The following is a 26,103-nucleotide window of genomic DNA, read 5'->3' as shown; positions in this document are numbered from 1 at the left end:
TCAGCATGGTTTTCGCCGCAGTTTTTTGTTATTTCAACTTTATCCACCTTTTCTAACTACTGTTGATCTGAAGCGCTGTAACTGGCGTATCAAAAAGCAAACAAATGGCATTACTCAATGGCGAAGTTAATTCTGGTATTAGGCGATCAACTCAGTCCTGCGCTTGCTGCATTACGCGATGTACAACCTCAGGACAGAGTTTTAATGGCTGAGGTAGCCAGTGAAGCCAACTATACCCCTCATCACAAACAAAAAATCATTCTGATCTTCAGTGCTATGCGCCATTTCGCCGCTGTATTGCAACAGCAGGGGATCAATGTCAGTTATATAGACTATCAACAAAAAATCAGTAGCCTAACTGAAGCTGTGGCTAGTGAACTTGCCCGTTATCCACAGCTGGATCAGATTTGCCTGACCGAATGCGGCGAATATAGGCTAGAGCAGGAGATTTTAAGCTGGCAGGCCTTGTTTCAGCGCCCGGTGCAGCAGCTGGAAGACGATAGATTTATTGCCACTAAGTCGATGTTTCAACATTGGGCTTTGGATCGAAAGCAGTACAGAATGGAATACTTCTATCGCGAAATGCGTCGGTACACCGGCCTGTTAATGCAGGACGGTCAGCCAGTGGGTGGCCAGTGGAACTTTGATGCCAGCAATAGAAAGTCACTGCCTGCCAAACAGAAGCTGCCGGAAATACTGAAGTTCGAACCTGACGAGATCACTGCTGAAGTGATCACTCTGGTCAAACAGCAATTTCCAAATAATATGGGTAATGCCGACACTTTTAGCTACGCCGTGACAGGCAAACAGGCTCGTCAGGCGTTTTTGCATTTTGTCGAGCATCAGTTGCCACTGTTTGGTGATTACCAGGACGCCATGCAACTGAACGAACCTCACCTTTTCCACAGTATCTGTTCGATGTATTTAAACTGCGGCCTGTTGGATGTGCGCTGGGTTTGTCAAAAGGTCGAGTTAGCCTATAAAGAAGGCAAGGTACCGCTGAATGCGGCCGAAGGTTTTATTCGCCAATTGATTGGCTGGCGTGAGTTTGTCAGGGGCTTGTACTGGCTGCTGATGCCTGAATACAAAGAGCGCAACTTTTTAAATGCCAACAGAGCTATACCTGCTTATTACTGGACAGGCGACACCAAAATGCGCTGTATGCAACAAGCCATCAGCCACACTATTGAACATGCCTACTCTCATCACATACAGCGCCTGATGGTGACTGGCAACTTTGCTCTGCTGGCTGGTTTATCGGTCGAAGAGGTCTGCAATTGGTATCTGGCGGTGTACGCTGATGCCTATGAGTGGGTAGAACTGCCTAATACCCTGGGTATGGCGCTATTCGCTGACAAAGGCGTACTGGCATCTAAACCTTATGCGGCCAGCGGCAAATACATTCAGCGCATGGGCAATTACTGCAAAAGTTGCGCTTATGACGTGGCTGAAACAACCAGTCCAACCGCCTGCCCTTTTAATGCTCTGTATTGGAATTTCCTGGAACGTAATCAGGCTCTATTGTCCGGTAATGCCCGCATGCAGCTGAGTTATCAGAACTGGCACCGAAAGTCGGATCAAGAGCGTGCACAAATCACGGCCAAAGCCGAGCAGTTGCTGATCCATCTGGAGCAGCTATGAAACGCGCTTTGGTACTGCTGAATCAGGCGATACGCTGGCAGGATAATTTGCTGCTGGCAGAGCAAGCCGGCTTTGATCAGTTAATTGCTGTGTTGATACTAGACCCGGCTGAATACTTGAATTCAGAGTACGGTATAAAACGCGCCAGTGCGCTGCGCCTGCAAAGCCAACTCAGACGGCTGCTCGACTGGCAGCAGCAATGGCAACAACAAGAACTGGTGTTGCATCTGCGTATAGGTGACACCAGCTTGTGCCTGCAACAGCTGGCGCAGCACTATCAGGCTGATGCTTTAATAGCAGCAGAACCCACAGCGCCTGAGCAGTACCAGCAGCTACAAAATTGTGGTTTAAGCTTAAAGCTGCACGATCTGAATAGCTTGTTGCAACACCAGCTCAGACCGGATCTGGCCACCTTGCCAAAAAGCTTTTCAGCCTTCAGACGTCAGCGTGAACCGAAGCTTCTGGTGCAACAGCCAAAATTTTACGGCATTTCTTCACAGTTTTATGGCGAACCTGAGCAGGCGCTGGATCAAAGCAGCAAGGATTTTATCAGCCAGCACCATAACCCAAATGCCGCACTACTAAACGAAGCTGCGGCATTAGAGCGCCTGGAGCAATTTATCTGGCAACAGCGCGCTGTAACGCACTACAAACAAAGCCGTGACGCCCTGGATGGGCAGTGGAATAGCAGTTTATGGAGTTTTTATCTGGCCAATGGTTGTTTATCGGCCTGCTATGCCTGGCAGCAAGTGCTGGATTTTGAACAGCAGCAGCTGGCCAATGAATCCACCTACTGGATCCGCTTTGAGCTGTTGTGGCGCGAGTATTTTCGCTGGCAAATGCGCCAGCATGGCAGAGCCTGGTTTAGCAAAAATGCCTTTCGTCCGCCGCTGAATTTCTCAGCACCGCATGCAGACAGGCGCTTTGAACTCTGGTGTAAAGGCCAAACTGGCCTGCCTTTTGTCGACGCTAATATGCGGATGTTAGTGCAAACAGGCTGGATGTCGAACCGGGGCCGACAGAACGTCGCCAGCTATCTGATTTTTGAGCTGCAGCAAGATTGGCGTTTAGGGGCAGCTTTTTTTGAGCAGCATCTGCTGGACTATGATTGTGCCAGCAACTGGTGCAACTGGGCTTATATTGCAGGTGTTGGTAATAGCGGTGCCCGGCAGTTTAACCAAATCAAACAAGCCTTAACTCATGATCCGGACGGTGATTTTGTCCGGCGTTGGTTACCGGAAAAAACCGCAGCTGGCGCTTTAGTGCACTGGCCTGAAGCTAAAGTCATAGTGCAGGATTTTTGGCGGCCCTATCTTCAGCAGTTGAAGCATAAAGCATGATCAGTCTGGTCTGGTTTAAGCGCGACTTGCGGCTTGATGACCACGGTCCCCTGGCCGATGCAGCACGTCAGGGTGCAGTTTTGCCTTTGTATATTATTGAACCTGACTACTGGCAACAACCGGATACCTCAGTCAGGCAGTGGCTTTTTGTCGAGCAAAGCCTGCAGCTGCTGGATCAACAACTGACAGCCTTAGGCCAACCTCTGCTGGTGATCAAAGGCCCTGCCACTCAGGTGATCCGTCAGTTATGTCAGGAGTTTCCAATAGCTCAAGTGCTTAGTCATGAAGAAACCGGCAATTTATGGACCTTTCAGCGCGACTTAGCCGTCAAACAGTTACTAAAAGACTTAGCCATTCCGTGGCGGCAGTATCGCCAGCACGCTGTGTTTCGGACTTTAACCAATAGGGATTTGTGGACAGAGCAGGCCGACTTGTATTTATCAGGCACCTTGTACCGCAGGCCTGACGCTTTGCCTTTTCTCTGCCACAGCCGTCAACCGCAGCAGCTATTCCTGCCGCAGCGTGCCTTGGATTTACCGCCTTGTAGTGCTGGGCAAACTGCTTTTGCTTTGCCTGATACAGTGCAAAGTTTTTTTAGTCACAGAGCCAAAGACTACAGCCGTCATATTTCCTTGCCTGATAAAGCGCGGCACAGCAGCTCACGCTTGAGCCCATATCTGGCCTATGGCCAATTGAGTTTAAGAGCCTTACAGCAACAAACACTGCGCAGCATCAAGCAACAACCCGCCTTAAGTTTTGGCTTATCGTCTTTTTACAGCAGACTGCGCTGGCATTGTCATTTTATGCAGAAGCTAGAATCAGACCCACTGATAGAAACAGAAGCCCTGCATCCGGGTTATGCCCGTTTGCGCAAGCAAGATTTTAACAGCGACTGGTTTTGGGCCTGGTCTCATGGTCATACCGGTTATCCGCTGATTGATGCCTGTATGCGCAGCTTACTGGCGACAGGCTGGCTGCACTTTCGCGCCCGCGCTATGTTAGTCGCCTTCGCCTGTTATCACTTGTGGCTGGACTGGCGACCTGTGGCTTTGCATCTGGCTCAGTGTTTTGTCGACTATGAACCAGGTATTCACTACCCACAAATTCAGATGCAAGCCGGTACCACAGGCATCAACCCCAACCGGATGTACAATCCTGTGCTACAAAGCCAGCAAAAAGACCCGCAAGGCCACTTTATCCGGCGTTGGTGCCCTGAATTGCGTTTAGTCCCAGACAACTGGCTGCACCAGCCCTGGTTAATGCCTCTGGCATTGCAGCAGCAGTATGCTTGTGTTTTGGGCAGAGATTACCCTATGCCTGTGGTTGAGCTGCAACAGGCGATGCGACTGGCCAAACAGCGCCTGACCGAATGCAAGCAGCAACAAGATCCACTATGGTGGCGGGAACAAAAACGTCAGGTGGTGCAGCGTCATGCCAGCAGAAAACGCTCATCAAAACGCAGCAAAGCTTCCACAGCTGATAAGGCGCAATTGAGCTTAGATCTGAACGAGTAAGACTTTTTCTATGCAATTTGCGTTATGCTGAAGTCAGTCAAAGTACAAAAGGATCAAGTGATGACCATCTTTGTCAGTCAACATACTGCAGGCCAATTGCGTCAAACTATTCAGATTGATGACCATCAGATCAATGCAGACTTAACTCAAGCCGCTGGTGGCACAGACACTGGGCCAGATCCACATGATTTGTTTGATGCAGCTATAGCCACCTGCAAAGCTATGACCTTGCAGTTGTATGCCCAACGTAAAAATATCCCGCTACATGAAGTGAAAGTAGCAATCGAAAGAAACGATAGCGCTGAGCAAAAAGGCCTGTACCAATTGCACGTCAGCCTGGAGTTAACAGGAGATTTAACGGCTGAACAGCGGCAACAATTGCTGGCGATAGCAGATAAATGTCCTATCCATAAATTAGTGACTCAGGCTGATGTTCAGGTCCATACCAGCCTGAAACCAGAAGCATTGCCAGCTGCTGCGGCCGAGCCACTGATTATTAAGCCACAAGAACGTGATATCGGCTTTGTGATCAAAAGATTATTGCCAGCCAAAGCTCAGCGTCGTGTCGGGCCTTTTATTTTTGTTGATCATATGGGCCCTGCTACTTTTGCGCCAGGCACTACTGAAGGTGACGTACGTCAACATCCCCATATTGGCCTGGCCACTGTGACCTATTTGTTCTCCGGTGCCATGTACCATAGTGATACTTTAGGCACCAGACAGCGTATTGAACCAGGTGCTATTAATCTGATGCGCGCTGGTCGCGGTATAGCTCACTCAGAGCGCATACCTGCAGATATCCGAGATCAACAGCTTCAGGTTGAAGGTATGCAAATCTGGTTGGTACTGCCTGAAAACGAGGCTGAATCAGAGCCGTCTTTCCAGCATTATCCGGCAGCTTTGTTTCCGGCTATCCAGGTACCAGGTAGCGAAATCAGAGTCTTATTAGGTGAATACTTCTCCCAAAGTTCAGTGGTCACTTTTCCATCGCGCTGTTGTTATGCCGAGCTAAAACTGGATCCATGCAGTAGCTTAGCTTTACCTAAATCAGAACAGCAGCTGGCGATTTACCTGGCCAAAGGCTCGTTAAAACAACCCGCACTGAACGCGGGACAAATGCTGGTGATGACGGAGGATTTAACTGTTGTGGCTGGTGATGACGGCGCACATTTTATGGTTCTGGGTGGTGACCAAGTGCAAGATCCTGTGCTGCTGAACTGGAATTTTGTAGCTCGCAGCCAACAGCGCTTAGCTCAGGCGAAAGAAGAGTGGAACAGTGGTTATTTTCCTCGTTTAGCTGACGACCCAGAGTGGATCCCAGCCCCATAAGGCTAAAAAAAATACCTGATTATTTGGTTTTACGAGCCGCCTGATACCAGGCAGGCGGTTGCTGATCCAGCCATAACACGATCTGACTCAGACTATGAAACATGCGTTGCAGATAGGCAGGATTAATCTTCTGCCAGCTGTCCTGCGGCGTATGATAGTCTTTGTGTGAGTCGACGCCAAAGAACAAAAAGGGTATTCCAGCGCGCCGGAAAGGAGCATGATCGCTGGCATTAGCCCAGTCTAACTGCTGTTGCCCTGTTAAACCTTTACCTCTTTTGCGCACTTTGAGCTTCACCGCAAACTCCCGGCTCTTTACGAAATCCGCCATACCAGGCAACGAAAATGCGCCATACAAATACAAATGATTCGCACGCTCTCCCCTACTGAGCATGTCCAGATTAATATTCAATAGCATCTGCTGCAAAGCCACTGGAGGGGATGAAACAAAAGCTTTTGCGCCATAAAGCCCCAACTCTTCAGCATCCGTAGCTACAAAAAGATAACTGTACTGGGGGCAGGACTGATTTTTCAGCAGCTCTGCCAGCGCTAGCATAGTAGCAACGCCAGAAGCATTATCATCAGCTCCATAATAAGTCTTTCCACCAATGACCCCTAAATGATCATAATGGGCTGTGAGTACAATGTAAGCATCAGGCTGAACGCAGCCTTTTAGCTCGGCGATCAAATTAATACCTTGTTGCTCAGAGAAACCGCGGCTGTAGCTAAAAGGATGCTGATAATCTGCTGCTAATGCCGTTAAGCCTAAATCTGTAAAGCGCTGTTGGATATAGCTTCTCGCAAGCTGTGCGCCAAAAGTTCCGGTTTTTCGTCCGCTCATCTGGTGATCAGATAACTGCTGTATATCATGCAATAAGCCAGGGTGAGCCTGCAAACCGAAAGGCAGAATAGCGCTTAGTAGAAAAAACACTAAAAAACGCAGCACTGTTAAATTGCTCTGTAACTTCAAGGCGCAGAATTCAATGACAGCAAAAAGCCTTTTAATCAAACCAGTGACCAAAAGCGTTAGATGTTTTGCAGGATTCAAGGTTAAAACGGCACTTGGCATTTTTAGCCCAGCCCGAAGAAAATCAAAGCTTGAGAGCACTTGAATAATTACCTTTTAATGTTGCATTGCCGCCACTGTCAGTAGCTTTAGTTTGTATTGATAACGCTGACGTTCATCGGGATTAAGCGCCAATTTTTCTGCAGACTGCAGGTAGTACTGAGCTTTGTTCTTTTCGCCCAAAGCCAAATGAGCTCTAGCCAAACCAAACATGGCTTCAGCCAGCTGTTTATTCAAACCAAGGCTTTTTTTGTAATGCGCTATAGCTCTTTGTGCTGAACCTGAAGCCAAAGATTCATGCCCCAACATCAAATGATAATAAGGATTGAGATTTCTTTTGGCTGCAACCAGACGTTTTAACTGATTAGACTTTTCTATTTCGCCCATTATGTCATAAAGCAGAGCCAGATTGGCTTTGGAATTAAGCTGGTCGGGAGCCAATTGCGCAGCAAAGACATAGGCCTTTTCCGCCAATCCAAGTTGCTGTTTCTGCCTGTATAGTACGGCAAGATTATTCCAGCTTTCAGCAGCGTCTGGATCCATAGAGATTGCGGCTTTCAAATACAGATAAGCCAGATCATCTTTACCCTGCAACATAGCCTCGGCTGCCTTGTTAGTATAAAACATGCCTGTGATCTGATGTTGCCTCAGGCTAACTGAGGGAAAGTGATTTTTGTAATTTTGTACATCAAAATCAATGGTGTAATTAAAGACACTATAGTTAATGCTGCCATTTTTTCCTCTGCTTTTACCACCTACAATACTTAAATTAACATGGCCATTTAACAAACTTTGACCGTTATTCTGAGTCCAGTATTCCGGTATTTTAATATCCCTGAATTCAGCCTGAAGCTCCATTTCCTGAGCAAGACTGTAAGACAAAATAGTTAAAGACAAGCAATTGGCCTGTCGTGCTGCCAGAGTCTCAGCTGCTGTCAGAGTTGCATCATTTTGATACAACAAACTGCTGCCCTTTTTCTCAAACAAGTAGTTTAACAACAGATCTGTTTTCATCCGGGCTGAACTGGCGGAACGTGATAACTGTCGGATTTCGGCTTTGGTTTGTTCCGGCAAAGCGAAAATTTGTTCCGGAGTTTCAATAGCAACATCCACTGGGTTAAATAAGTGGTCCTGCAGCAAGGAATAAGGCGTTGATTTCACTGTATAGCTTTGCTGGCATGCGCTCAAACATATCAACACACCAATACTCAGAAAAAGTTTCATAGTCGTCATCTGTATTAAGTATTTATCTTTCAACTATAGGGCATTTTTATCAACAGCTCTGCTGGCAGTTTTATAATTTCTCCATATCACTAGCCTTTGAGTCCGAACCTGGTTTTCGTCTTGCGAAAAAAATTTTTAGTCCTCAAACGACAGACAGCCAGGAGAGAGGTTGAAGAGAGGCAAGAAAGGTAAAGAGGTGGTAGAGAGGCTGTCCAGACCTAGTTGTTGCAGAAGGTATTACCAAGGTTTATACAATAAAGATGTATCGAATGACTTGAACATCAGAAAAACAACTCCTATCACCTGACGTATGCCACCTGAACCCGGGATATGCTACGCCACTGAGCCTGCTTAAATGAATTAACTTATCTTTATGATTTATAATGCTAAATTTAGAGTGTTCGACACTCATCATCCCGAGTTCAGGTTAAATAAAATGTGTTTGACACTCGTTAAGCTAAATTCAAGTTATCAGGTTTTTCTGTAGTGACCACAGAGGACTAAAAGCCGAACCTTGTAAACTAAAACGAATAATGCGCTTATGTTAGCCTTAAGCCTCTAAAGGTTTTAGGGTTACTTGTTCAGCATTTCGTCCTATTGGCATACCGGACAGCGCGAATACAGTGCAGTTAACCGACATAAACCAGTGCATAAGCCGCGAAAAAACAGAACAGGCGACCTAAGCTTTGTTGCCTGCCCCAATCGATGCCAAGGGCGAGAACAGGAGCAAAAACTTTATTCGTTATCCCGGAAAAAGCACTAAACATAGCTGCTTTTTTCAGACAAAAAGCAGCGCCGGAACAACAAAAATCTAATGTTGAAACACCTGCACATTCTGCTGCTGTACAACAGATCTATGCTGCAATTTTTACTAGCCTAGGTTTGGCGCTAACCAAGTTTCAGCCTGTTCCACTGACCAGCCTTTTTTCACAGCATACTCATCTTTTTGATCAGCACCTATTTTACTGACGGCAAAATACTTGCTGTCCGGATGCCCCAAATACCAACCACTGACGGCGGCTCCAGGCCACATGGCATAACTTTCAGTCAATTGAATGCCGGTTTGAGCTTCAACATCCAATAACTGCCATAAAGTGCCTTTTTCGGTGTGCTCAGGACAAGCCGGATAACCAGGTGCTGGTCGTATGCCCTGATACAACTCACGAATAAGCTGCTCGTTATTCAATGTTTCATCCGGCGCATAACCCCAGAATTCCCGGCGCACTCTCATATGCAGGTATTCGGCTAATGCTTCTGCTAAACGGTCGGCCAGAGCTTTAACCATAATGCTGTTGTAATCATCGTGCTGCGCGGCAAATTCAGCAGCCAGCTCATCAGCACCAAAACCAGTGCTGACAGCAAAACCGCCAATATAATCAGCAATGCCAGAACCTACAGGAGCGACAAAATCAGCTAAGCAGCAGTTTGGATTATCGTTACGCAGCTGCAATTGCTGACGTAAATTAAATAAACGGCAACGCTCCACTGTTCTGTTCTCATCTGTGTAAACAATGATGTCATCGCCTTCGCTATTGGCAGGAAAGAAACCAAACACAGCTTTGCCCTGCACTTTCTTCTGCTGGATCATCAAGTCAAGAATAGCGTTAGCATCTTTATGTACACGACGAGCTTCCATGCCCACTTCAGGGTGATTCAAAATGGCAGGATATTTACCAGACAACTGCCAGGTCAGGAAAAATGGCGTCCAGTCGATATAATCGCGAAGCACTTCTAAATCCACGTCCTGCCATAAATGCACACCAGGTTGTTTTGGCGCAGGTGCCACTTTGGTTAAATCCAGCTGGAATTTATTAGCGCGGGCTTGCTCGAGGCTCAATAACTTTTCACCAGGCCGACTGCGGGCATGCTGGTCACGGGCTCTGTCGTATTCGTCATTGACCCGTTCTAAAAAGGCCGGTTTATGTTCTTTGCTAATCAGCGACTGCACCACAGATACACTGCGCGAAGCATTAGGCACATAAACCACACCATGCTTATAGCTTGGCGCTATTTTGATCGCAGTATGGGCTTTGGATGTGGTAGCGCCACCAATCAACAGCGGAATGTCAAAACCTAAACGCGTCATTTCTTTGGCTACATGCACCATCTCGTCTAGAGAAGGCGTAATCAGGCCAGACAAACCAATAATATCGACATTCAGCTCTTTGGCTTTTTGCAGCAAGGTGGCGCAAGGCACCATCACACCAAGGTCGATCACTTCATAGTTATTACATTGCAGCACCACGCCTACAATGTTTTTGCCTATGTCGTGTACATCACCTTTGACTGTCGCCATCAGCACTTTGCCCTGAGCCTGAGCACCAGTACCGGCTTTTTCCAGTTCGATATAAGGCTGTAAATAGGCCACTGCTTTTTTCATCACCCGGGCGGATTTAACCACCTGAGGCAGGAACATTTTGCCTTCACCGAATAAGTCGCCCACCACGTTCATACCGTCCATCAGCGGACCTTCAATCACGTGCAAAGGCCGCTCAACAGTGAGGCGGGCTTCTTCAGTGTCCTGATCGATAAAGTCGGTGATGCCTTTGACCAAGGCATGTTCAAGACGTTTATTCACAGGCCAGGCGCGCCAGGCTTGGTCTTCTTTGACGGCAACAGAACCATCGCCTTTAAATTCGGCGGCAATGTCCAGTAAGCGTTCTGTCGCATCCTCGCGGCGGTTTAAGATCACATCCTCAACCCGCTCACGTAATAACTCTGGGATATCGTCATAGACAGCCAATTGACCAGCGTTGACTATGCCCATATCCATACCAGCCTGAATAGCGTGGTATAAAAATACTGAGTGCATAGCTTCACGTACCGGGTCGTTACCGCGGAACGAAAAAGAGATATTGGATACGCCGCCTGAAATTTTGGCATAAGGGCATAAGCCTTTGATGTCACGGGTGGCTTCAATAAAGTCCACTGCGTAGTTGTTGTGCTCTTCGATGCCGGTAGCGACGGCAAAAATATTTGGGTCGAAGATAATATCTTCAGGCGGAAAACCAATTTGCTTGACCAGAATGTTATAAGCACGCTGACAGATTTCTACTTTGCGCTCTTTGGTATCGGCCTGACCTTTTTCATCAAAGGCCATCACCACCACTGCTGCACCGTAACGACGCAGCAATTTTGCCTGATACAAAAACGGCTCTATGCCTTCTTTCAGCGAAATAGAATTGACCACAGGTTTACCCTGAATGCACTTCAGCGCTGCTTCAATCACTTCCCACTTGGATGAGTCGACCATAATAGGCACGCGGGAAATATCCGGCTCGGATGCCAGTAAATTCAGGTATCGCACCATGGCAGCCTTGCTGTCGAGCATAGCTTCGTCCATGTTGATATCGATGATCTGAGCGCCACTTTCAACTTGTTGACGGGCAACATCCAAAGCTTTTTCGTATTCGCCTTCTAATATCAGCTTTTTAAAACGGGCTGAGCCTGTGACGTTGGTGCGCTCACCTACGTTGATAAACCGGGCTTGTTGTCGCATTACCACTCCAGACCAAAAGCTTCTAAACCAGACAAATGAAACTGGTGCGTTTTCTGTTTCGGCTGCCGGGCAGGTAAACCAGCGACCACATCACTGATGGCTTTGATATGTTCAGGTGTAGTGCCACAACAACCGCCAACAATATTTAAAAAGCCCTGCTCTGCCCAATCAGCTATTTCTTTGGCCATTTCAACTGCACCTAAATCGTATTCACCAAATTCATTAGGTAAACCTGCATTTGGATGCACTGAAACATAACATTCTGAAATACCTGACAAAGTCTCAACATAAGGCCGCAATAGATCCGGCCCTAAAGCGCAGTTCAGACCGAAACTGACTGGCTCTACATGAGAAAGTGAATGATAAAATGCTTCAGTGGTTTGACCGGATAAAGTGCGGCCTGAGGCGTCTGTGATGGTGCCTGAGATCATCACAGGCAAGCTGTAGCCCAGTTCGTCAAAGACCTTCAGCACGGCAAAAGCTGCAGCTTTGGCGTTTAGGGTATCAAAAATGGTTTCCAACATGATGATGTCAGCCCCACCTTCAATCAGCGCATGAGTGGATTCAGAGTAGGCAGTGACTAAGGTATCAAAGTCGACATTACGATAACCTGGGTCGTTTACATCAGGTGAAATAGAAGCAGTTCTGTTGGTTGGGCCTAATACACCAGCGACAAAACGGGGTTTATCTGGCGTGCTGTATTCATCACAGGCCTGACGCGCCAAAGCCGCAGACTCAAGATTGATGCGCGCTGATAAATGCGACATATCGTAGTCCGCCATCGCAATAGGTGTAGCGTTAAAGCTATTAGTTTCCAGAATATCAGCACCAGCTGCTAAGTACTGCCGATGGATCTCCAGAATAAGTTCAGGTTTGGTCAACACCAGCAAGTCGTTATTGCCTTTCAGATCGGTCGACCAATCAGCAAACTCTGTGCCGCGATAATCCGCTTCCTGCAATTTATACTGCTGGATCATGGTGCCCATAGCACCATCTAACACCAAAATACGTTCCGCCAACAGCGCACGAAGGGCGTCCGGAGTTAACACACTACGATTACTCATTACTACTGCCCTATCTGCTGAATATCAAAAGGTGTGGCCTGGTACACATAATAGTTCAACCAGTTGCTGAACAATAAAAACGCATGGCTTTGCCATAATTTATGTGGACCTTTGGCCGGATCATTTTGTTTATAGTAGTTCTCTGGAATTTTAGGCTCAAGACCTGCGGCTAGATCACGCTGATATTCATCGTTTAAGGTGGTTAAATCATACTCAGGATGACCAGTAACAAAAACCCGGCTGCCGCTGCTATTTTGCAGTAAGTAGGCACCTGTAGCGTCAGCTTCAGCCACTACATGCAAGTCTGGATGATGTTGATACTTTTGTTTAGGCACCTGGGCATAACGCGAGTGAGGCACTAAAAACTCATCATCAAAACCCCGCACTAAAGGGCTTAAAGGCTGGGATACAGTTTGCCAGTACACTCCTGATAACTTCTCTCCCCTAATTTCGCGTTGCAAACCATAGTAGTGATATAGCGCAGCATGAGCAGCCCAGCATAAAAACAAGGTCGAAGTAACGTGGCGGTCAGCCCAGGTCAGGATTTCTGCCAACTGAGGCCAGTAACTGACATCTTCATAATTGACTAAACCTAAAGGCGCACCTGTGATAATTAAACCGTCATAATTTTGCTGTTGTACGTCGGAAAAATAGCGATAAAAGCAGTCCAGGTGATTTTGCGGCGTATGCTTGCTGACATGGTTATCAAGACGAATCAGCTCTACATCCACCTGCAGCGGGCTGTTAGCTAACAAACGTAACAGTTGAATTTCAGTCGCCACTTTGTTCGGCATTAAATTCAAAATGGCTATTTTCAGCGGCCGGATATCCTGAGACAAAGCCCGGCTTTCAGTCATGACAAACACATTCTCCGCAGAAAGAGCTTCCACAGCAGGTAACTGATCAATGACTTTAATAGGCATAGCATCTCCGACAAGGCTGAAAAATGAGGTTACTTTGGCTTAAAGCTGCGGAAATGTCAACATCTACACGTTTAGACGTCTAAATAAAAGTAAAGATGATCGATGAATGCATACAAGTTGTTCAGGCATCCGCATTATGAAATTTTGAGCTTGAAAATAGCCGGCAGAACAGGAAATAAAATCTGTATTTTCTCACATTCAGTACAGTTAAAAATAACAAACCCGGCTTAAGCCGGGTTTGTCTTGGGTTTAGCACCCGAAGTGTAAACTCTGTAAAAATTACAGATCAGTTTCTGCGTCAGCTGGCAGCATACCAAAATCTTCTGCTGGTGATGGAGCTCCTTTAGAAGGTTCCAGCAACAGCATACGACGTAATTCAGCTTCAATTTCTTTGGCAACCGCAGGGTTTTCCTGCAGGTACTTCATGGCGTTGGCTTTACCCTGACCAATCTTGTTACCTTTGTAGGCATACCAGGCACCGGCTTTGTCGATCAGCTTATGCAGTACGCCTAAGTCGACTAACTCGCCGTCTTTGCTGATACCAGCGCCGTACATAATAATAAATTCGGCTTGTTTAAATGGCGGTGCTACTTTGTTTTTCACCACTTTGACGCGGGTTTCGTTTCCTGTCACTTCGTCACCATCTTTGACAGAACCAGTACGACGAATATCTAAACGCACAGAAGCGTAGAATTTCAACGCATTACCGCCAGTGGTCGTTTCTGGTGAACCAAACATCACACCAATTTTCATCCGGATTTGGTTGATGAAAATACATAAAGTGTTTGAACGTTTGATATTACCTGTCAGTTTACGCAGCGCCTGAGACATTAAACGGGCCTGTAAACCTACATGGCTGTCACCCATATCGCCTTCAATTTCAGCGCGTGGTGTTAAAGCAGCTACTGAGTCGACAACAATGACGTCTACCGCAGCTGAGCGCACTAACATGTCACAGATTTCCAGCGCCTGTTCACCTGTATCAGGCTGAGACACTAATAAATCATCAACGTTTACGCCTAATTTTTTCGCGTACACCGGATCCAGCGCGTGTTCAGCATCGATAAAAGCACAGGTTTTACCCATACGCTGCGCTTCAGCGACGACTTGTAATGTTAAGGTGGTTTTACCTGAAGATTCAGGACCGTAGATTTCAACAATACGACCACAAGGCAAACCACCTATGCCGAGCGCAATATCCAAACCCAACGAACCTGTAGGGATAAAGTCGATATCAAGCGCTGTGCTATCGCCCAGACGCATAATAGAACCTTTACCAAACTGGCGTTCGATTTGACCTAAGGCTGCGGTCAGTGCTTTTTGTTTATTGTCGTCCATTGCTCTCTCCGGTGGATTCTTGGATGCACTCAAAGTGCTGTATGCTCATACAGTAGTCTTTTTGTTTTAGTCTGTCAATAACAAGATGAGCTGCTGTAAGACAAAATCGATCGCCTGCTGCCGTACTGTCGCTCTATCGCCATCAAAGATACGGTGCGACAGCACCTGATGGCCTGAAATTTCAAAACAAAAATGCACAGTGCCTACAGGCTTACCGGCTGAACCACCGCCAGGTCCTGCTATCCCAGATACAGCCACTGCAACTTCAGCCCCAGCAACTTTGGCTGCGCCTATGGCCATTTCCAGTACTGTTTCTTTACTGACAGCGCCGTATTGCAACAAGGTTTCGGCTTTGACTCCTAACAACTGCTGCTTGGATTTATTACTGTAAGTGACAAAAGATCGGTCCAGATACGCTGAACTGCCAGGCACTGCGGTCAACACATAAGCAATACCACCGCCAGTGCAGGATTCTGCTGTGGTGATACTGATATTTTTCCGCAATAATAGCGCTCCGAGATCCGCCGCCAAGTTGTAGGTGGTTACTGGAATTGTCATCTTTGGTCCAACGCAGGAATTATTAAGCCATTATGCCGCCAGAACAGAAAGACGGGCAAGCCCTAAGCCCGCATACTCCGATGATGCAACAGTACCTTGGCCTGAAATGCCAGCATCCTGATATTTTGCTGTTTTATCGTATGGGTGACTTTTACGAGCTGTTTTACGATGACGCCAAAAAGGCCTCTGCGCTGTTAGATATTTCCCTGACCAAAAGAGGTCAGTCGGCGGGCCAGCCTATTCCTATGGCAGGCGTGCCTTATCATTCGATTGAAGGTTACTTAGCCCGTTTAGTGCAACTGGGCGAATCTGCTGCTATTTGTGAACAAATTGGCGACCCTGCTTTGAGCAAAGGCCCGGTTGAACGTGCTGTGGTGCGTATTGTGACGCCAGGCACAGTCACAGACGAAGCGCTGCTGAATGAACGTCAGGACACCCTAGTCTCCGCTTTGTATCAGCAAAAAGGCAGTTATGGTTTTGCTTATTTAGATGTAAGTAGCGGCCGCTTTTTAATTAACGAAGTCTCTCACTTAGACGACCTGTTGGCCTTGTTGCAGCGGTTAAACCCTGCAGAAATTTTATATGCCGAAGAGCAAGACTGGCCGGATAGCATTGTCAGCCGCAAAGGCGTGCGTCGCCGCCCAGTCTGGGAGTTTGAGTTAAGCAATGCCAAACGATTACTGACCCAACAATTTGGCACCCGCGACTTACAAAGTTTTGGTGTAGAACAAGCACCAGTGGCACTGATGGCTGCAGGCTGCTTAATGGGTTATGTCAAAGACACCCAGCGCGCTCAGTTGCCTCATATCCGCTCTATAGCCCTTGAGCGCAATCAGGACTGCATAGTTCTGGATGCGGCTACACGACGCAACTTAGAACTGACCCAAACCCTGGCAGGCCAGTTTGATCACACCCTCGCAGCTGTGCTTGATCAATGCCAAACCGCTATGGGTAGCCGCTTATTGAAGCGCTGGATCCATGCGCCGCTGCGCGATCAGGCGTTAGTTTCAGCCCGACATCAGGCTGTGGCTGAATTGCAGCAACACCACCAGAGTTTGCAGCCGCTATTTAAACAAGTGGGTGATACAGAGCGTGTTATTGCCCGTTTAGCTCTGCGTAGTGCCAGGCCTCGTGACTTCTCGCGTTTACGTGCAGCTTTGCAGTTATTGCCTGAACTCTCACCTGAACTTAGCCCATTGCAAAGCCCTTTATTGGCGCAGCTCGCTGCTAAATGCCAGCCGCTACCAGAGCTTAGTGATTTATTAGAGCGCTCTATAGTGGACACACCGCCCATGCTGATTCGCGATGGCGGCGTGATAGCTCAAGGCTACAACGCTGAGCTGGATCAATGGCGTGAACTGGCGACAGGCGCTACGGATTATCTGGAGCGGCTGGAGCAGCGTGAAAAAGAGCGTACCGGCATAGCCTCACTCAAAGTGGGTTTTAACAGAGTAGCGGGTTATTACATTGAAACTGGCCGCAGCGCTGCCGATCAGGTGCCAGCGGATTATATTCGCCGCCAAACCTTAAAAAACAACGAACGTTATATTATTCCTGAATTAAAAGAATACGAAGACAAGGTGCTTGGCAGTCAAAGCAAAGCTTTGGCGTTGGAAAAGCAGCTGTATGAAGAGTTGTTTGATTTAACAGCGCCTTATCTGGCTGATTTACAGCAACTGTCCGCGGCTTTGGCCGAACTGGATTTGCTGACTAACTTTGCTGAACGCGCTGAACAGCTGAATTACCATCAACCAGAGCTAACTTCTGAGCCTGGTATCCAGATTGAAGCTGGCCGCCACCCTGTGGTGGAACAGGTGATGACGGAGCCTTTTATCGCTAACCCGCTTAAGCTGTCGCCAGAGCGACGCATGCTGATGATTACAGGCCCGAACATGGGCGGTAAATCGACTTATATGCGCCAGAACGCGCTGATCGTCCTGATGGCTTATATAGGTAGTTTTGTACCGGCAGAGCGTGCTGTATTAGGCCCGGTCGACCGGATATTCACCCGAGTAGGCGCATCTGATGATTTGGCCTCTGGCCGTTCTACTTTTATGGTGGAAATGACAGAAACCGCCACTATTTTGCATCATGCCACAGCCCAGAGTTTAGTGCTGATGGATGAAATAGGCCGTGGCACCAGTACTTATGATGGTTTGTCTTTGGCCTGGGCCTGTGCTGAATACCTGGCACAGCAACTCAAAGCCATGACCTTGTTTGCCACCCATTATTTTGAACTGACCGAGCTGGCTTCGCAGTTACAGGGCTTAGCCAATATTCACTTGGATGCAGTAGAACACGACGAACACATTGTGTTTATGCATCAGGTGCAAGACGGCGCCGCCAGCAAAAGTTATGGTTTACAGGTAGCCCAGCTCGCCGGTGTACCCCGGATAGTGATCCAAAAAGCCAAACAAAAACTGGCCCAATTGGAACAACAGTCTGTTGTCAGTGCCAAAGCACCAGCAGTGACTAAAACAGCAGAGCCGCTGCAACAACAATTATTTGTCGAAGCCGAACCTCATCCAATACTGGAGCAACTGGCCAACCTGGATCCGGATCAGCTATCAGCCCGTCAGGCTTTGGATTTGTTGTATCAGCTTAAAGCCAGCTTATAAAAGGAGAGTTGTTATTTCAGAGGTCACATTATCTGCAGCAGATACAGCGTTACCCTTAGTCTGGGCTGGCCCTCTGTTACGTCGTCTGACCCCAGAGCGGCTCTGTCTCTGGTTAGCCACTTCTGAACCAGTGGAACTGAAACTTCAGCTTCAACCTGAACAAAGCCAGGCGCTGCAGTTTGATGCAAAACAGCTGCAGCCCTTTATCCAGCAGATGCAACTGGCTGGCAAATTGCACGTGATTTTGTTGGATCTGCAGCTTACCGAAGCACTGCCGACTGAATGCTGGATTAGTTATGATCTGCAGCTGAAAACCAGCAGCAGCGATTGGCAAAACTGGCGGCAGTGGGCAGAGGATTTAGTCTATCCGGGCCGTGATTTACCGGGTTTTATCATCAAACCCAAAGTGCATTCGGTATTGCATGGCTCTTGTCGCAAACCGCATTTTGGCGCTGGCGATGGCTTAGTCCGTGCCGATCAGCAGCTATTAGAAACAAGCCCTGCACAGTGGCCGTCCTTACTGATGTTGAGTGGTGATCAGGTCTATACAGACGATGTGGCAGCACCTACGCTTTATGCTATTCATCAGTTGATTGCAAAACTGGATTTTGCTGACGAAGAGTTACCTTGTTCCACCTTAAGCTCAGCCCAAGAACTTCACAGCAAAACACCATTTTATTACCAACGCGAGAAACTTCTGCCTGCTACCGAAGCCAGTTATCAGGTATTAAAACAGCTGTTTCAAGGCGTAAAAAAGCCGGTATTTACCACAGACAGCGCTCACAACCATTTGATCTCTATGGCTGAAATATTTTCAATGTACCTGCTGGTCTGGTCGCCTGCACCATGGCAGGGGCTAGACTTACAAATGCCGAACGCTTTTCTCAACAATTTTAGTCCAGAGCGGCAAAAGCGCTGCGCTACGTACAGCAAAAACCTGACAGTATTTAAAGCTGGTTTAGGCCAGGTCAGACGTTTAATGGCCCACCTGCCTGTGGCTATGATGTTTGATGATCACGATATTACTGACGATTGGAATTTAACTGCAGAGTGGGAAAAAACCGCCTACGAACACCCGTTTTCGCGCCGTATTATTGGCAACGCGCTAATGGGCTATCTGCTGTTTCAGGGCTGGGGGAATGCGCCAGAGAAAGTACAACAGCTGCTGCCTTTGTGCCAACAAGCTCTGAGTCAACCCAGTACTGAAACTCATGATGACTGCATAACTCGCCTGCTTAAATTCTCTGAATGGCATTACAGCTGGCCGACCCAACCCCCTTTGTTAGTGCTGGATACCAGAACCCAGCGCTGGCGCTCAGAAACGTCGTTGGAAAAGCCTTCAGGTTTAATGGATTGGGAAGCTATTACTGAATTGCAGCAGCAGTTGCTTGGCCGCGAAGCTGTATTGCTGGTCTCCCCCGCCCCTGTGTTTGGCGTGAAACTAATTGAAACTATTCAGCGAGTTTTTACCAGTTTTGGCAAACCTCTGATGGTGGATGCTGAAAACTGGATGACTCATCCAGGTTCTGCCCATGCACTACTGAATTTATTCCGCCATCCAAAAACACCACGCAACTTTGTCATTCTATCCGGTGATGTGCATTACAGCTTTGTCTTTGAAGTAAAACTGCGCTACAAAGAGCAAAGCCCGTCGATTTGGCAAATCACCAGCAGTGGCCTGAAAAATGAGTTTCCACACACTCTGCTGGTTATCTTAGATACAGCCAACCGCTGGCTCTATGCCTCGCGCTCGCCATTGAACTGGTTTACCAAAAGACGCCGGATGAAAATCACCCACCACAAACCCATAGGCGAAACCAAAGGTCGCCGTCTGGTCAATGCTGCTGGTATAGGTTTAGTAGAGCTCACGCCTGAAGGCGTGCCCAGCAAAATTATCCAGCTTTGCGCCAACGGTGACACTGTTAGTTTTGAGTTGGAAAAAGGCGATGATGAAACTGAGCTGGATTTGAGTTTGTAACTCAGAGCTCAGCCAGGCTCAAATCGGCATGACATCCACTTCCACTTCTAACTGATGCACGCCATGGCCTTGCAACAGACCTTTTAACGGTACCAGGTCGGCATAATCACGGCCATAGGCCAAAGTGATATGGCGATCTTCTGGCATCAGGTTATTGGTAGGATCAAAATCTACCCAACCCAGCTCCGGATCGTACACAGCAAACCAGGCATGAGAGGCATCTGCTCCTATTAAACGTGGCTGACCTTCTGGTGGCGATGTCTCCAGGTAACCACTGACATAACGGCAAGGAATACCTAAAGCTCGTAAACAACTGATCGCCAGTTGAGCAAAATCCTGGCAAACGCCTTTTTTGTGCTGCAGCACTTCAGATACAGGAGTGACGACTGAGCTAAATTCAGGGTCGTATTCAAACTGCTGAAATATTAAATCCGTCAGCTGCTGTGCCAACTGCAACACTGTAAGTTTGGGGTCGGCAATACTCTGGATCAGCGCCTTAGTTTCTGGCAATACCGGGATCATCCGGCTTGCTCCAGTGCATAACAGTGCTTTAAGTTGCTCCGCTGAATAGCCTTGCCGCTGCTGGAAAAAAGCCACAACCTGTGGCCAGGCCTGAGTTAAATCCAGTGCCAGACTGTGCTGACGCGGCATAACTTCCAGCACTGAATGGGCGGTGACAGTGAGCTGCTGATGAGGCGGTTGCAAATGGATAAAATGCTGAGTATTGCCAAAGCTATCCGTTTTGGCATAGACAGAAGAGGCTGTCGGCGCTACGTCCAGACTGAAACTACAAAGCTCCTGACCTGGTAATTGCCTTGGCTGTAAACACGCCAAATTATAACTGTTAGCTACAGGATGCTGATAACAATAACGGGTCAGATGGCGGATCTGGTACTTCATAGGTGCGGCCTTGTAGGGGCGGGTCTTGCACCCGCCCGTCCGGTGTTCAAGTCAATGCCCATTAAAAACTCTGCCAGGAAGTGCCAGCTTCGGCGTGGCTGAAATAAGACAATGTTATGCTGTCGGATAATTGCCTCAGTACAGCATGCAGCTGCTGTAACAACTGGCTCAGCTCTGGTGTCGCCATTAACTGGTCATCAAAGAGTTGTTCAGGTTCCGCTAGTTGTAGCAAAGACACCAGTTCCACCGCCAATTTTTGCTCACGACTCAGCACTGCGGCGGCTCCTGGCTTAGGCAATTGCTGAATTTGACTGGCAAGACGGGCGCATTGATAGCCTACAGAGCGTGGCGTGCTGTCGTCCAGTAGCAGTAAGTCAATCACAGCCAGCGGATGCAGTTCGGTTTTATAACGGCGTCTGTAAGTCATCAGCGTATCTGTCATCCGCAGCACGGATTCCATCAAGGAGGCGCTGCAGCTATGCCCCTGCTCAAACACAAAAACTTCCTGCAGCAAAGTGACACTTTGTAGAGCCCTTTCCAGATGCTGGCCCAGATCCATAAATCGCAGTGTTTGAGTTCGGCTCATGGTTTCGTTATTCAGCCCATAAATAGCGGTCTGTAATAAAATCACTTCATCCAACAAACGCACCATTTGTTGTGGCTGTTGCCAGTTCAGCGGATGAGGCCACTGCGTCAGCGCCAGTTGTAATTTGTCCAGCACATACCAAGTATCCTCGCTGAAATATTCCCGCACCGACTGTGCATTAAAGAGTAAGTTTTTCAACACCTGTGCTAAACCTGCCGGATGTTGCAGTGAAAAGAGCTCACTTAAGGCCTGTTGCAAGGCACTGGTGTGTTGCAACGAACTCAAAGCTGCACTGGTAGGCAAAGTGCCATTGGCCTGCAGGCAAAACCGGACTAAAGCTCTGCTGTCATGTTGCTGAATGGCTGTTACCTGGAAGCTGGTTAAGAGCGGCACTGTGTAACGTAAAGCCCGGCACACTAAGTTCAGCCTTTCGTTATAACGGCCTAACCAGAACAAATGATCAGCCACTCTGCTTGGTAGTAATCCACTGTGGCGGGACAATAAAATTCGCTTTTGGGTATTTTGCAGCAGGCTAACCGCGTGGTCCTGGTCGGCCAGTACCCAGACATCTTTAGCAACAAATCCCATAGTGTACAGATGTTGCAAAGAAAGCGGATCCGGGCTGATACGAGCCAAAGCGCCCGGCATCACAGCAGGACTATGCTGCTCGGACAACAATCCAAATAACCGCAACACGCCATATTGCTGATGCTCGCCTTGAGTCGCATTCCAGCAAGGCACTGTGCTTAAAGGCAGCAAATGGATGGCAATAAAAAGTCTGGGCTCTGCCTGCAGTTGCTGCTGCAACTGCTGTTGTTGCAACGGATCCAGCTGAGCCCAAAGCCAGCTTTGGCCAGTGTCGACCCGATGGAACCTATACTGCATGGCATCAGACAACACCTGCTGTAGCAGATCAGGTTCACCACACCAAACAGCCGCAGTGCCAGGTAGCTGCAACTCTTCATTCAACAGTACCCGGCATAATTGCGGTAAAAAAGGCAATAACACACCGGAGTCCACTAAGGCAGCTCCCGGTGGATTGGCACAAAATAGCTGCTGCTGACGGATGCTTTGCAATAAACCTGCAGTGCCTGTTGAATCCGGGTCCAGTTCCAATGCGTCACAACGTGCATCGGGTAAATAGCGCATCAGGCTGTCGACCTGCTGTAAACCTGTAACTGTTTTAAGCCATAAAGCACCGTCTTTAAACATCAGATCGGCACTGTGCATCAGGGCTATATCTAAATAATTGGCTAAAAAGGCATGTTCAAAATAAGCAGCATCCCGTTTGCCATGGGTTAATAAACCACAAAGTGGCCGTCGCCCTTCGGCTGTATGGCCAGTGCCCTGTGCAAACACCAGCTGCAATTTACGGAAAAAACCAGCCAGCTGACTTTTACCTATGCTGTGATTCAGCTCACCAATGCAGTGGTTAAAGGCCAGCCTGTGTTCTAACACAAAACCTAATCCTGCTGGCATCTGGCTTTGATCGGCATAGACACAAAACTGGCCTTTGCTATCCCGACCTATATCCACAGCCAGTAAGCTCAGCCACTGCTGATGAGTAGGTACCAACTGGTGGCAAGGCAACAAATAGTTTTTATTCTGAAAAATCAGTTCAGCTGGTAGCAGACCCTGTTGGATCAGCTGCTGGGGGCCATACAAGTCCTGCAAGATCATCGAGAGCAGCAATTGTCGCTGCTTTACTCCAGCTTGCAGCTGCTGCCACTCAGAGTCACTGACCAGCCAAGGCATTAAATCCAGCTGCCGTTGCTGCTCCAGCCAGGGATCAAAAGTGGCACCATTTTCCCGCAGTTGATGCTGCAGCTCCGTATGCAACTGCAACAGCTGCGGCTCAGACTGTTGCTGCCACCAGAGTTGTAACTGTTGCCACTGCGGCAAGTCCACCCAAAGCTGCTGTTCGTTGAATTGCTGACTTTGCACTGCCATCCTCAAGCCGACATTTGTTGACTGAGCTCTGAAGAAAACTCAAGTGAAGGAGTGCTGATGACCTGATGCAATTCAATGATTCCTGTCTGAAGTTGATCGATCAGCTGATGCAGCTGGCCTGTCGTTAGTTCCGCCAGCTGTTGTGTTTTTAACAAGTCCTGTAACAGCCAGACCCGTTGCAAAATAGCAGCACCATGAGGTAGAGCTTTGGCAGAAGCCGCCACTCTGTTCAGACAATAGGCAATAGAGCGAGGGAAATCAGCATACGTCAGTAAATAATCCACCGCATCCACTTCGGTGTTTTGATGCGCCAGATAATAGTGATACGACTCTACCCCGCCCAGGGCATTTAAGATCGAAGTCCAGCGAAATCGTGGTCTTTTGATATCGGTCGGTTGCAACTGCTGTAACACCATTACATCCATAATACGGGTCGTCATATCAGCCCGCTCTAAGTGCCGGCCAATATTAAACAAATCGAACGCATCACTGCGCAGCATGGTGCCATCCAGCACCCCCACCACCATTTGGCAGCGACGACTCACTTCGGTCATTAAACGGTATCTGTGCTGACGTCCCTGTAATTGTTGGCAATGCTCTTGTAAAAACAAATCCAGTGAATTCAATTCCTCCCACATATCTCGGGGGATCAGCTGTCGCACTGTTCTGGCGTTTTGTTTTAACGCGCTGCAGGCCGAACGTATCGATACCTGACTGTAGACATCTGTAATTAGATATCCCATGACCTGCTGCTCTACCGTTAAATCGCTGACGGGTAGCTGACTCAAAAGTTCCTCGCTATTCTGGCCTAACACATCCAGCAATAAAGGCCAGCTAAACTGGCTGTCTTTGTGACTATCTATTAGTAAATGGCTGGTGGCATTGATTAAGCGGGCCGTGTCGTCCAGTCGTTCCAGATAACGACCTAACCAGAATATATGATCTAAAGATTTTAATAACATAAATCAGACCTCATCGTTGATGATCCAGGTATCTTTGCTACCGCCGCCTTGCGACGAGTTGACCACCAAAGAGCCTTTTTTCAGCGCCACCCTGCTTAATCCGCCTGTGGTGCAGTACAAATCTCTGCCCTGCAAAATAAAGGGCCGTAAATCTAAATGCCGTGGTTCGAGCACGCCATCACATAAAGTAGGGGCAGTGGATAACGCCAGTGTCGGCTGGGCAATAAAATTACGAGGATTGGCTTTGATGGCTTCCGCCATCTGTTGTTGTTCTTCTTTAGTGGAACGTGGGCCTATTAAAATGCCATAACCACCGGATTCATTGGCAGGCTTCACCACCAGTTGATCCAGATTGGCCAGCACATACTCACGCTGCTTTGCGTCTAGACATAAATAGGTGGGAACATTGTCAATCAGCGGCTGCTCACCCAGATAATAATTAATGATTTGCGGTACATAAGCATAAATCACTTTGTCGTCCGCCACACCAGAGCCAGGAGCGTTAGCGATAGACACATTACCTTTGGCCCAAGCCTTAATTAAACCCGGAATACCCAAGACTGAATCAGGCCGAAACGCCAGCGGATCGATAAACACATCATCCACTCTGCGGTAAATCACATCGACACGCTGCAAGCCATGCAGAGTTTTTAAATAAACTATGTCGTCCTGCACCACTAAATCTGTATTTTCGGCAAGTTCAACACCCATTTGCTGAGCTAAAAAGCTATGCTCAAAATAAGCTGAGTTATAGACACCAGGAGTCAGCAGTACTATGCAAGGCACGTCACCAGGGCGAGGCGATAAAGAGGCTAACATGCGCCAGAGCTGATGTGGGTAATCGTCTACAGGGTAGATAAAAGAGTCGGCAAATAATTCCGGAAAGACTCGTTTCATCACGGTGCGGTTTTCCAGCATATAGGACACACCGGACGGCACCCGTAAATTATCTTCCAGCACTAAAAACTGGCCAGAACCATCACGCACCAAATCAGTCCCACATATATTGGCCCACACCCCATAAAGGGGCGAAATGCCCTTACATGGTGCAAGATAATTGCGGGAATCCAGCACTAAATCCGATGGTACTACACCGTCCTTAAGAATACGCTGGTCGTGATACAAGTCATCGATAAACAGGTTTAACGCAGCCAGGCGCTGTTTTAAGCCAGCACTGGTTTTTTGCCATTCTGAGCTGGGAATGGTACGCGGCATCACATCCAAGGGCCAACAACGATCAATATTATTACCGTCTGAATACAAGGTAAAACAGACACCCATAGAGCTAATCGTTTGATTTAACTGATTTTGCCTCTGAATCAGCTCAGCAGAACCATGACGATCTATAAAACGGGCTATAGCAGCAGCTGGTGATCGTATTTGTCCATCCGCTTGTACCAACTCATCAAAACACTGCTCAATTTGTTGATAGTGCCCAAAACTTTTTGCACCCATTGGCGACTCCTTCCCGTCCGATACAACCCGAACAACATCAGTTCAAGGCCTGCTTTTTTTGTTCTGTATCAGAAAAGAGCAAGGGTTGTGCCAGCCCAAAAAAATGGGGTCAGATCACAGTGTTAAGTCAATAGTTAACACTGTGATCTGACCCCATCTTT

General features: G+C 47.9%; 15 protein-coding genes and 1 pseudogene. 6 read left to right on the top strand and 10 right to left on the bottom strand.

Annotated features, from left to right (window positions below):
• Positions 1–117: 117 nt before the first annotated feature.
• The 4 genes from EMM73_RS10320 to EMM73_RS10305 are packed head-to-tail and all read left to right on the top strand — an operon-like array spanning position 118 to position 5,824.
• Positions 118–1,641 (top strand): cryptochrome/photolyase family protein, encoded by a 1,524-nt coding sequence (locus tag EMM73_RS10320; RefSeq protein ID WP_127686351.1) that lies wholly within the window; start codon positions 118–120, stop codon positions 1,639–1,641.
• A complete protein-coding gene (locus tag EMM73_RS10315; protein WP_127686350.1) occupies positions 1,638–2,981 on the top strand; it encodes an FAD-binding domain-containing protein in 1,344 nt (447 codons plus the stop codon). Before EMM73_RS10320 ends, EMM73_RS10315 begins: the two co-directional genes overlap by 4 nt.
• Positions 2,978–4,495, top strand: coding sequence for a cryptochrome/deoxyribodipyrimidine photo-lyase family protein (locus EMM73_RS10310; RefSeq protein ID WP_186435183.1), 1,518 nt, complete (start codon positions 2,978–2,980; stop codon positions 4,493–4,495). The genes EMM73_RS10315 and EMM73_RS10310 overlap by 4 nt, the downstream gene beginning before the upstream one ends.
• 24 nt (positions 4,496–4,519) lie before the next feature.
• Positions 4,520–5,824: a pirin family protein gene (locus EMM73_RS10305; protein ID WP_127686349.1), complete on the top strand. Its 1,305-nt coding sequence runs from the start codon at positions 4,520–4,522 to the stop codon at positions 5,822–5,824.
• Between the two features lie 19 nt (positions 5,825–5,843).
• On the opposite strand, the gene EMM73_RS10300 is transcribed toward EMM73_RS10305, so the two are convergent.
• From EMM73_RS10300 to EMM73_RS10270, 6 genes and pseudogenes are all read right to left on the bottom strand, one after another.
• Positions 5,844–6,890, bottom strand: coding sequence for a M28 family peptidase (locus tag EMM73_RS10300; RefSeq protein ID WP_127686348.1), 1,047 nt, complete (start codon positions 6,888–6,890; stop codon positions 5,844–5,846).
• Positions 6,891–6,944: 54 nt separating this feature from the next.
• Complete coding sequence (locus EMM73_RS10295; RefSeq protein ID WP_186435182.1) at positions 6,945–8,111, bottom strand: tetratricopeptide repeat protein; 1,167 nt, start codon at positions 8,109–8,111, stop codon at positions 6,945–6,947.
• 871 nt (positions 8,112–8,982) lie between these two features.
• Positions 8,983–12,674 (bottom strand): annotated as a pseudogene (gene metH, locus EMM73_RS10290) (methionine synthase).
• Between the two features lie 2 nt (positions 12,675–12,676).
• Positions 12,677–13,597 carry a homoserine O-acetyltransferase MetA gene (metA, locus tag EMM73_RS10280; protein WP_127686344.1) on the bottom strand — a complete coding sequence of 307 codons (921 nt, stop codon included), beginning with the start codon at positions 13,595–13,597 and terminating at the stop codon, positions 12,677–12,679.
• Positions 13,598–13,876: 279 nt separating this feature from the next.
• Positions 13,877–14,935 carry a recombinase RecA gene (gene recA, locus EMM73_RS10275; protein ID WP_127686343.1) on the bottom strand — a complete coding sequence of 353 codons (1,059 nt, stop codon included), beginning with the start codon at positions 14,933–14,935 and terminating at the stop codon, positions 13,877–13,879.
• A gap of 66 nt (positions 14,936–15,001) precedes the next feature.
• Positions 15,002–15,493, bottom strand: a complete 492-nt coding sequence (locus EMM73_RS10270) for a CinA family protein (RefSeq protein ID WP_127686342.1) — start codon at positions 15,491–15,493, stop codon at positions 15,002–15,004.
• A gap of 32 nt (positions 15,494–15,525) precedes the next feature.
• Here EMM73_RS10270 and mutS point away from each other — a divergent pair, with 32 nt between their 5' ends.
• A complete protein-coding gene (gene mutS / locus EMM73_RS10265; protein ID WP_127686341.1) occupies positions 15,526–18,111 on the top strand; it encodes a DNA mismatch repair protein MutS in 2,586 nt (861 codons plus the stop codon).
• On the top strand, positions 17,999–20,089 hold the full coding sequence (locus tag EMM73_RS10260) for an alkaline phosphatase D family protein (protein ID WP_261373379.1): 2,091 nt from the start codon (positions 17,999–18,001) through the stop codon (positions 20,087–20,089). The genes mutS and EMM73_RS10260 overlap by 113 nt, the downstream gene beginning before the upstream one ends.
• 18 nt (positions 20,090–20,107) lie before the next feature.
• Here EMM73_RS10260 and EMM73_RS10255 read toward each other — a convergent pair whose 3' ends face one another.
• The 4 genes from EMM73_RS10255 to EMM73_RS10240 form a co-directional block, all read right to left on the bottom strand.
• Entirely contained in the window at positions 20,108–20,989 is an 882-nt protein-coding gene (locus tag EMM73_RS10255) for a transglutaminase family protein (RefSeq protein ID WP_127686340.1), read from the bottom strand.
• A gap of 61 nt (positions 20,990–21,050) precedes the next feature.
• Positions 21,051–23,525, bottom strand: coding sequence for a circularly permuted type 2 ATP-grasp protein (locus tag EMM73_RS10250; protein ID WP_127686339.1), 2,475 nt, complete (start codon positions 23,523–23,525; stop codon positions 21,051–21,053).
• A gap of 2 nt (positions 23,526–23,527) precedes the next feature.
• Positions 23,528–24,487 (bottom strand): alpha-E domain-containing protein, encoded by a 960-nt coding sequence (locus tag EMM73_RS10245; protein ID WP_127686338.1) that lies wholly within the window; start codon positions 24,485–24,487, stop codon positions 23,528–23,530.
• Between the two features lie 3 nt (positions 24,488–24,490).
• Positions 24,491–25,942: a circularly permuted type 2 ATP-grasp protein gene (locus tag EMM73_RS10240; protein WP_127686337.1), complete on the bottom strand. Its 1,452-nt coding sequence runs from the start codon at positions 25,940–25,942 to the stop codon at positions 24,491–24,493.
• Between the last annotated feature and the right edge of the window lie 161 nt (positions 25,943–26,103).

This window comes from Rheinheimera sediminis (assembly GCF_004005375.1).
GTDB lineage: Bacteria > Pseudomonadota > Gammaproteobacteria > Enterobacterales > Alteromonadaceae > Pararheinheimera.
The sequence above is the reverse complement of the archived record's forward strand: the minus strand, read 5'-3'. Positions and strand labels throughout refer to the sequence as shown.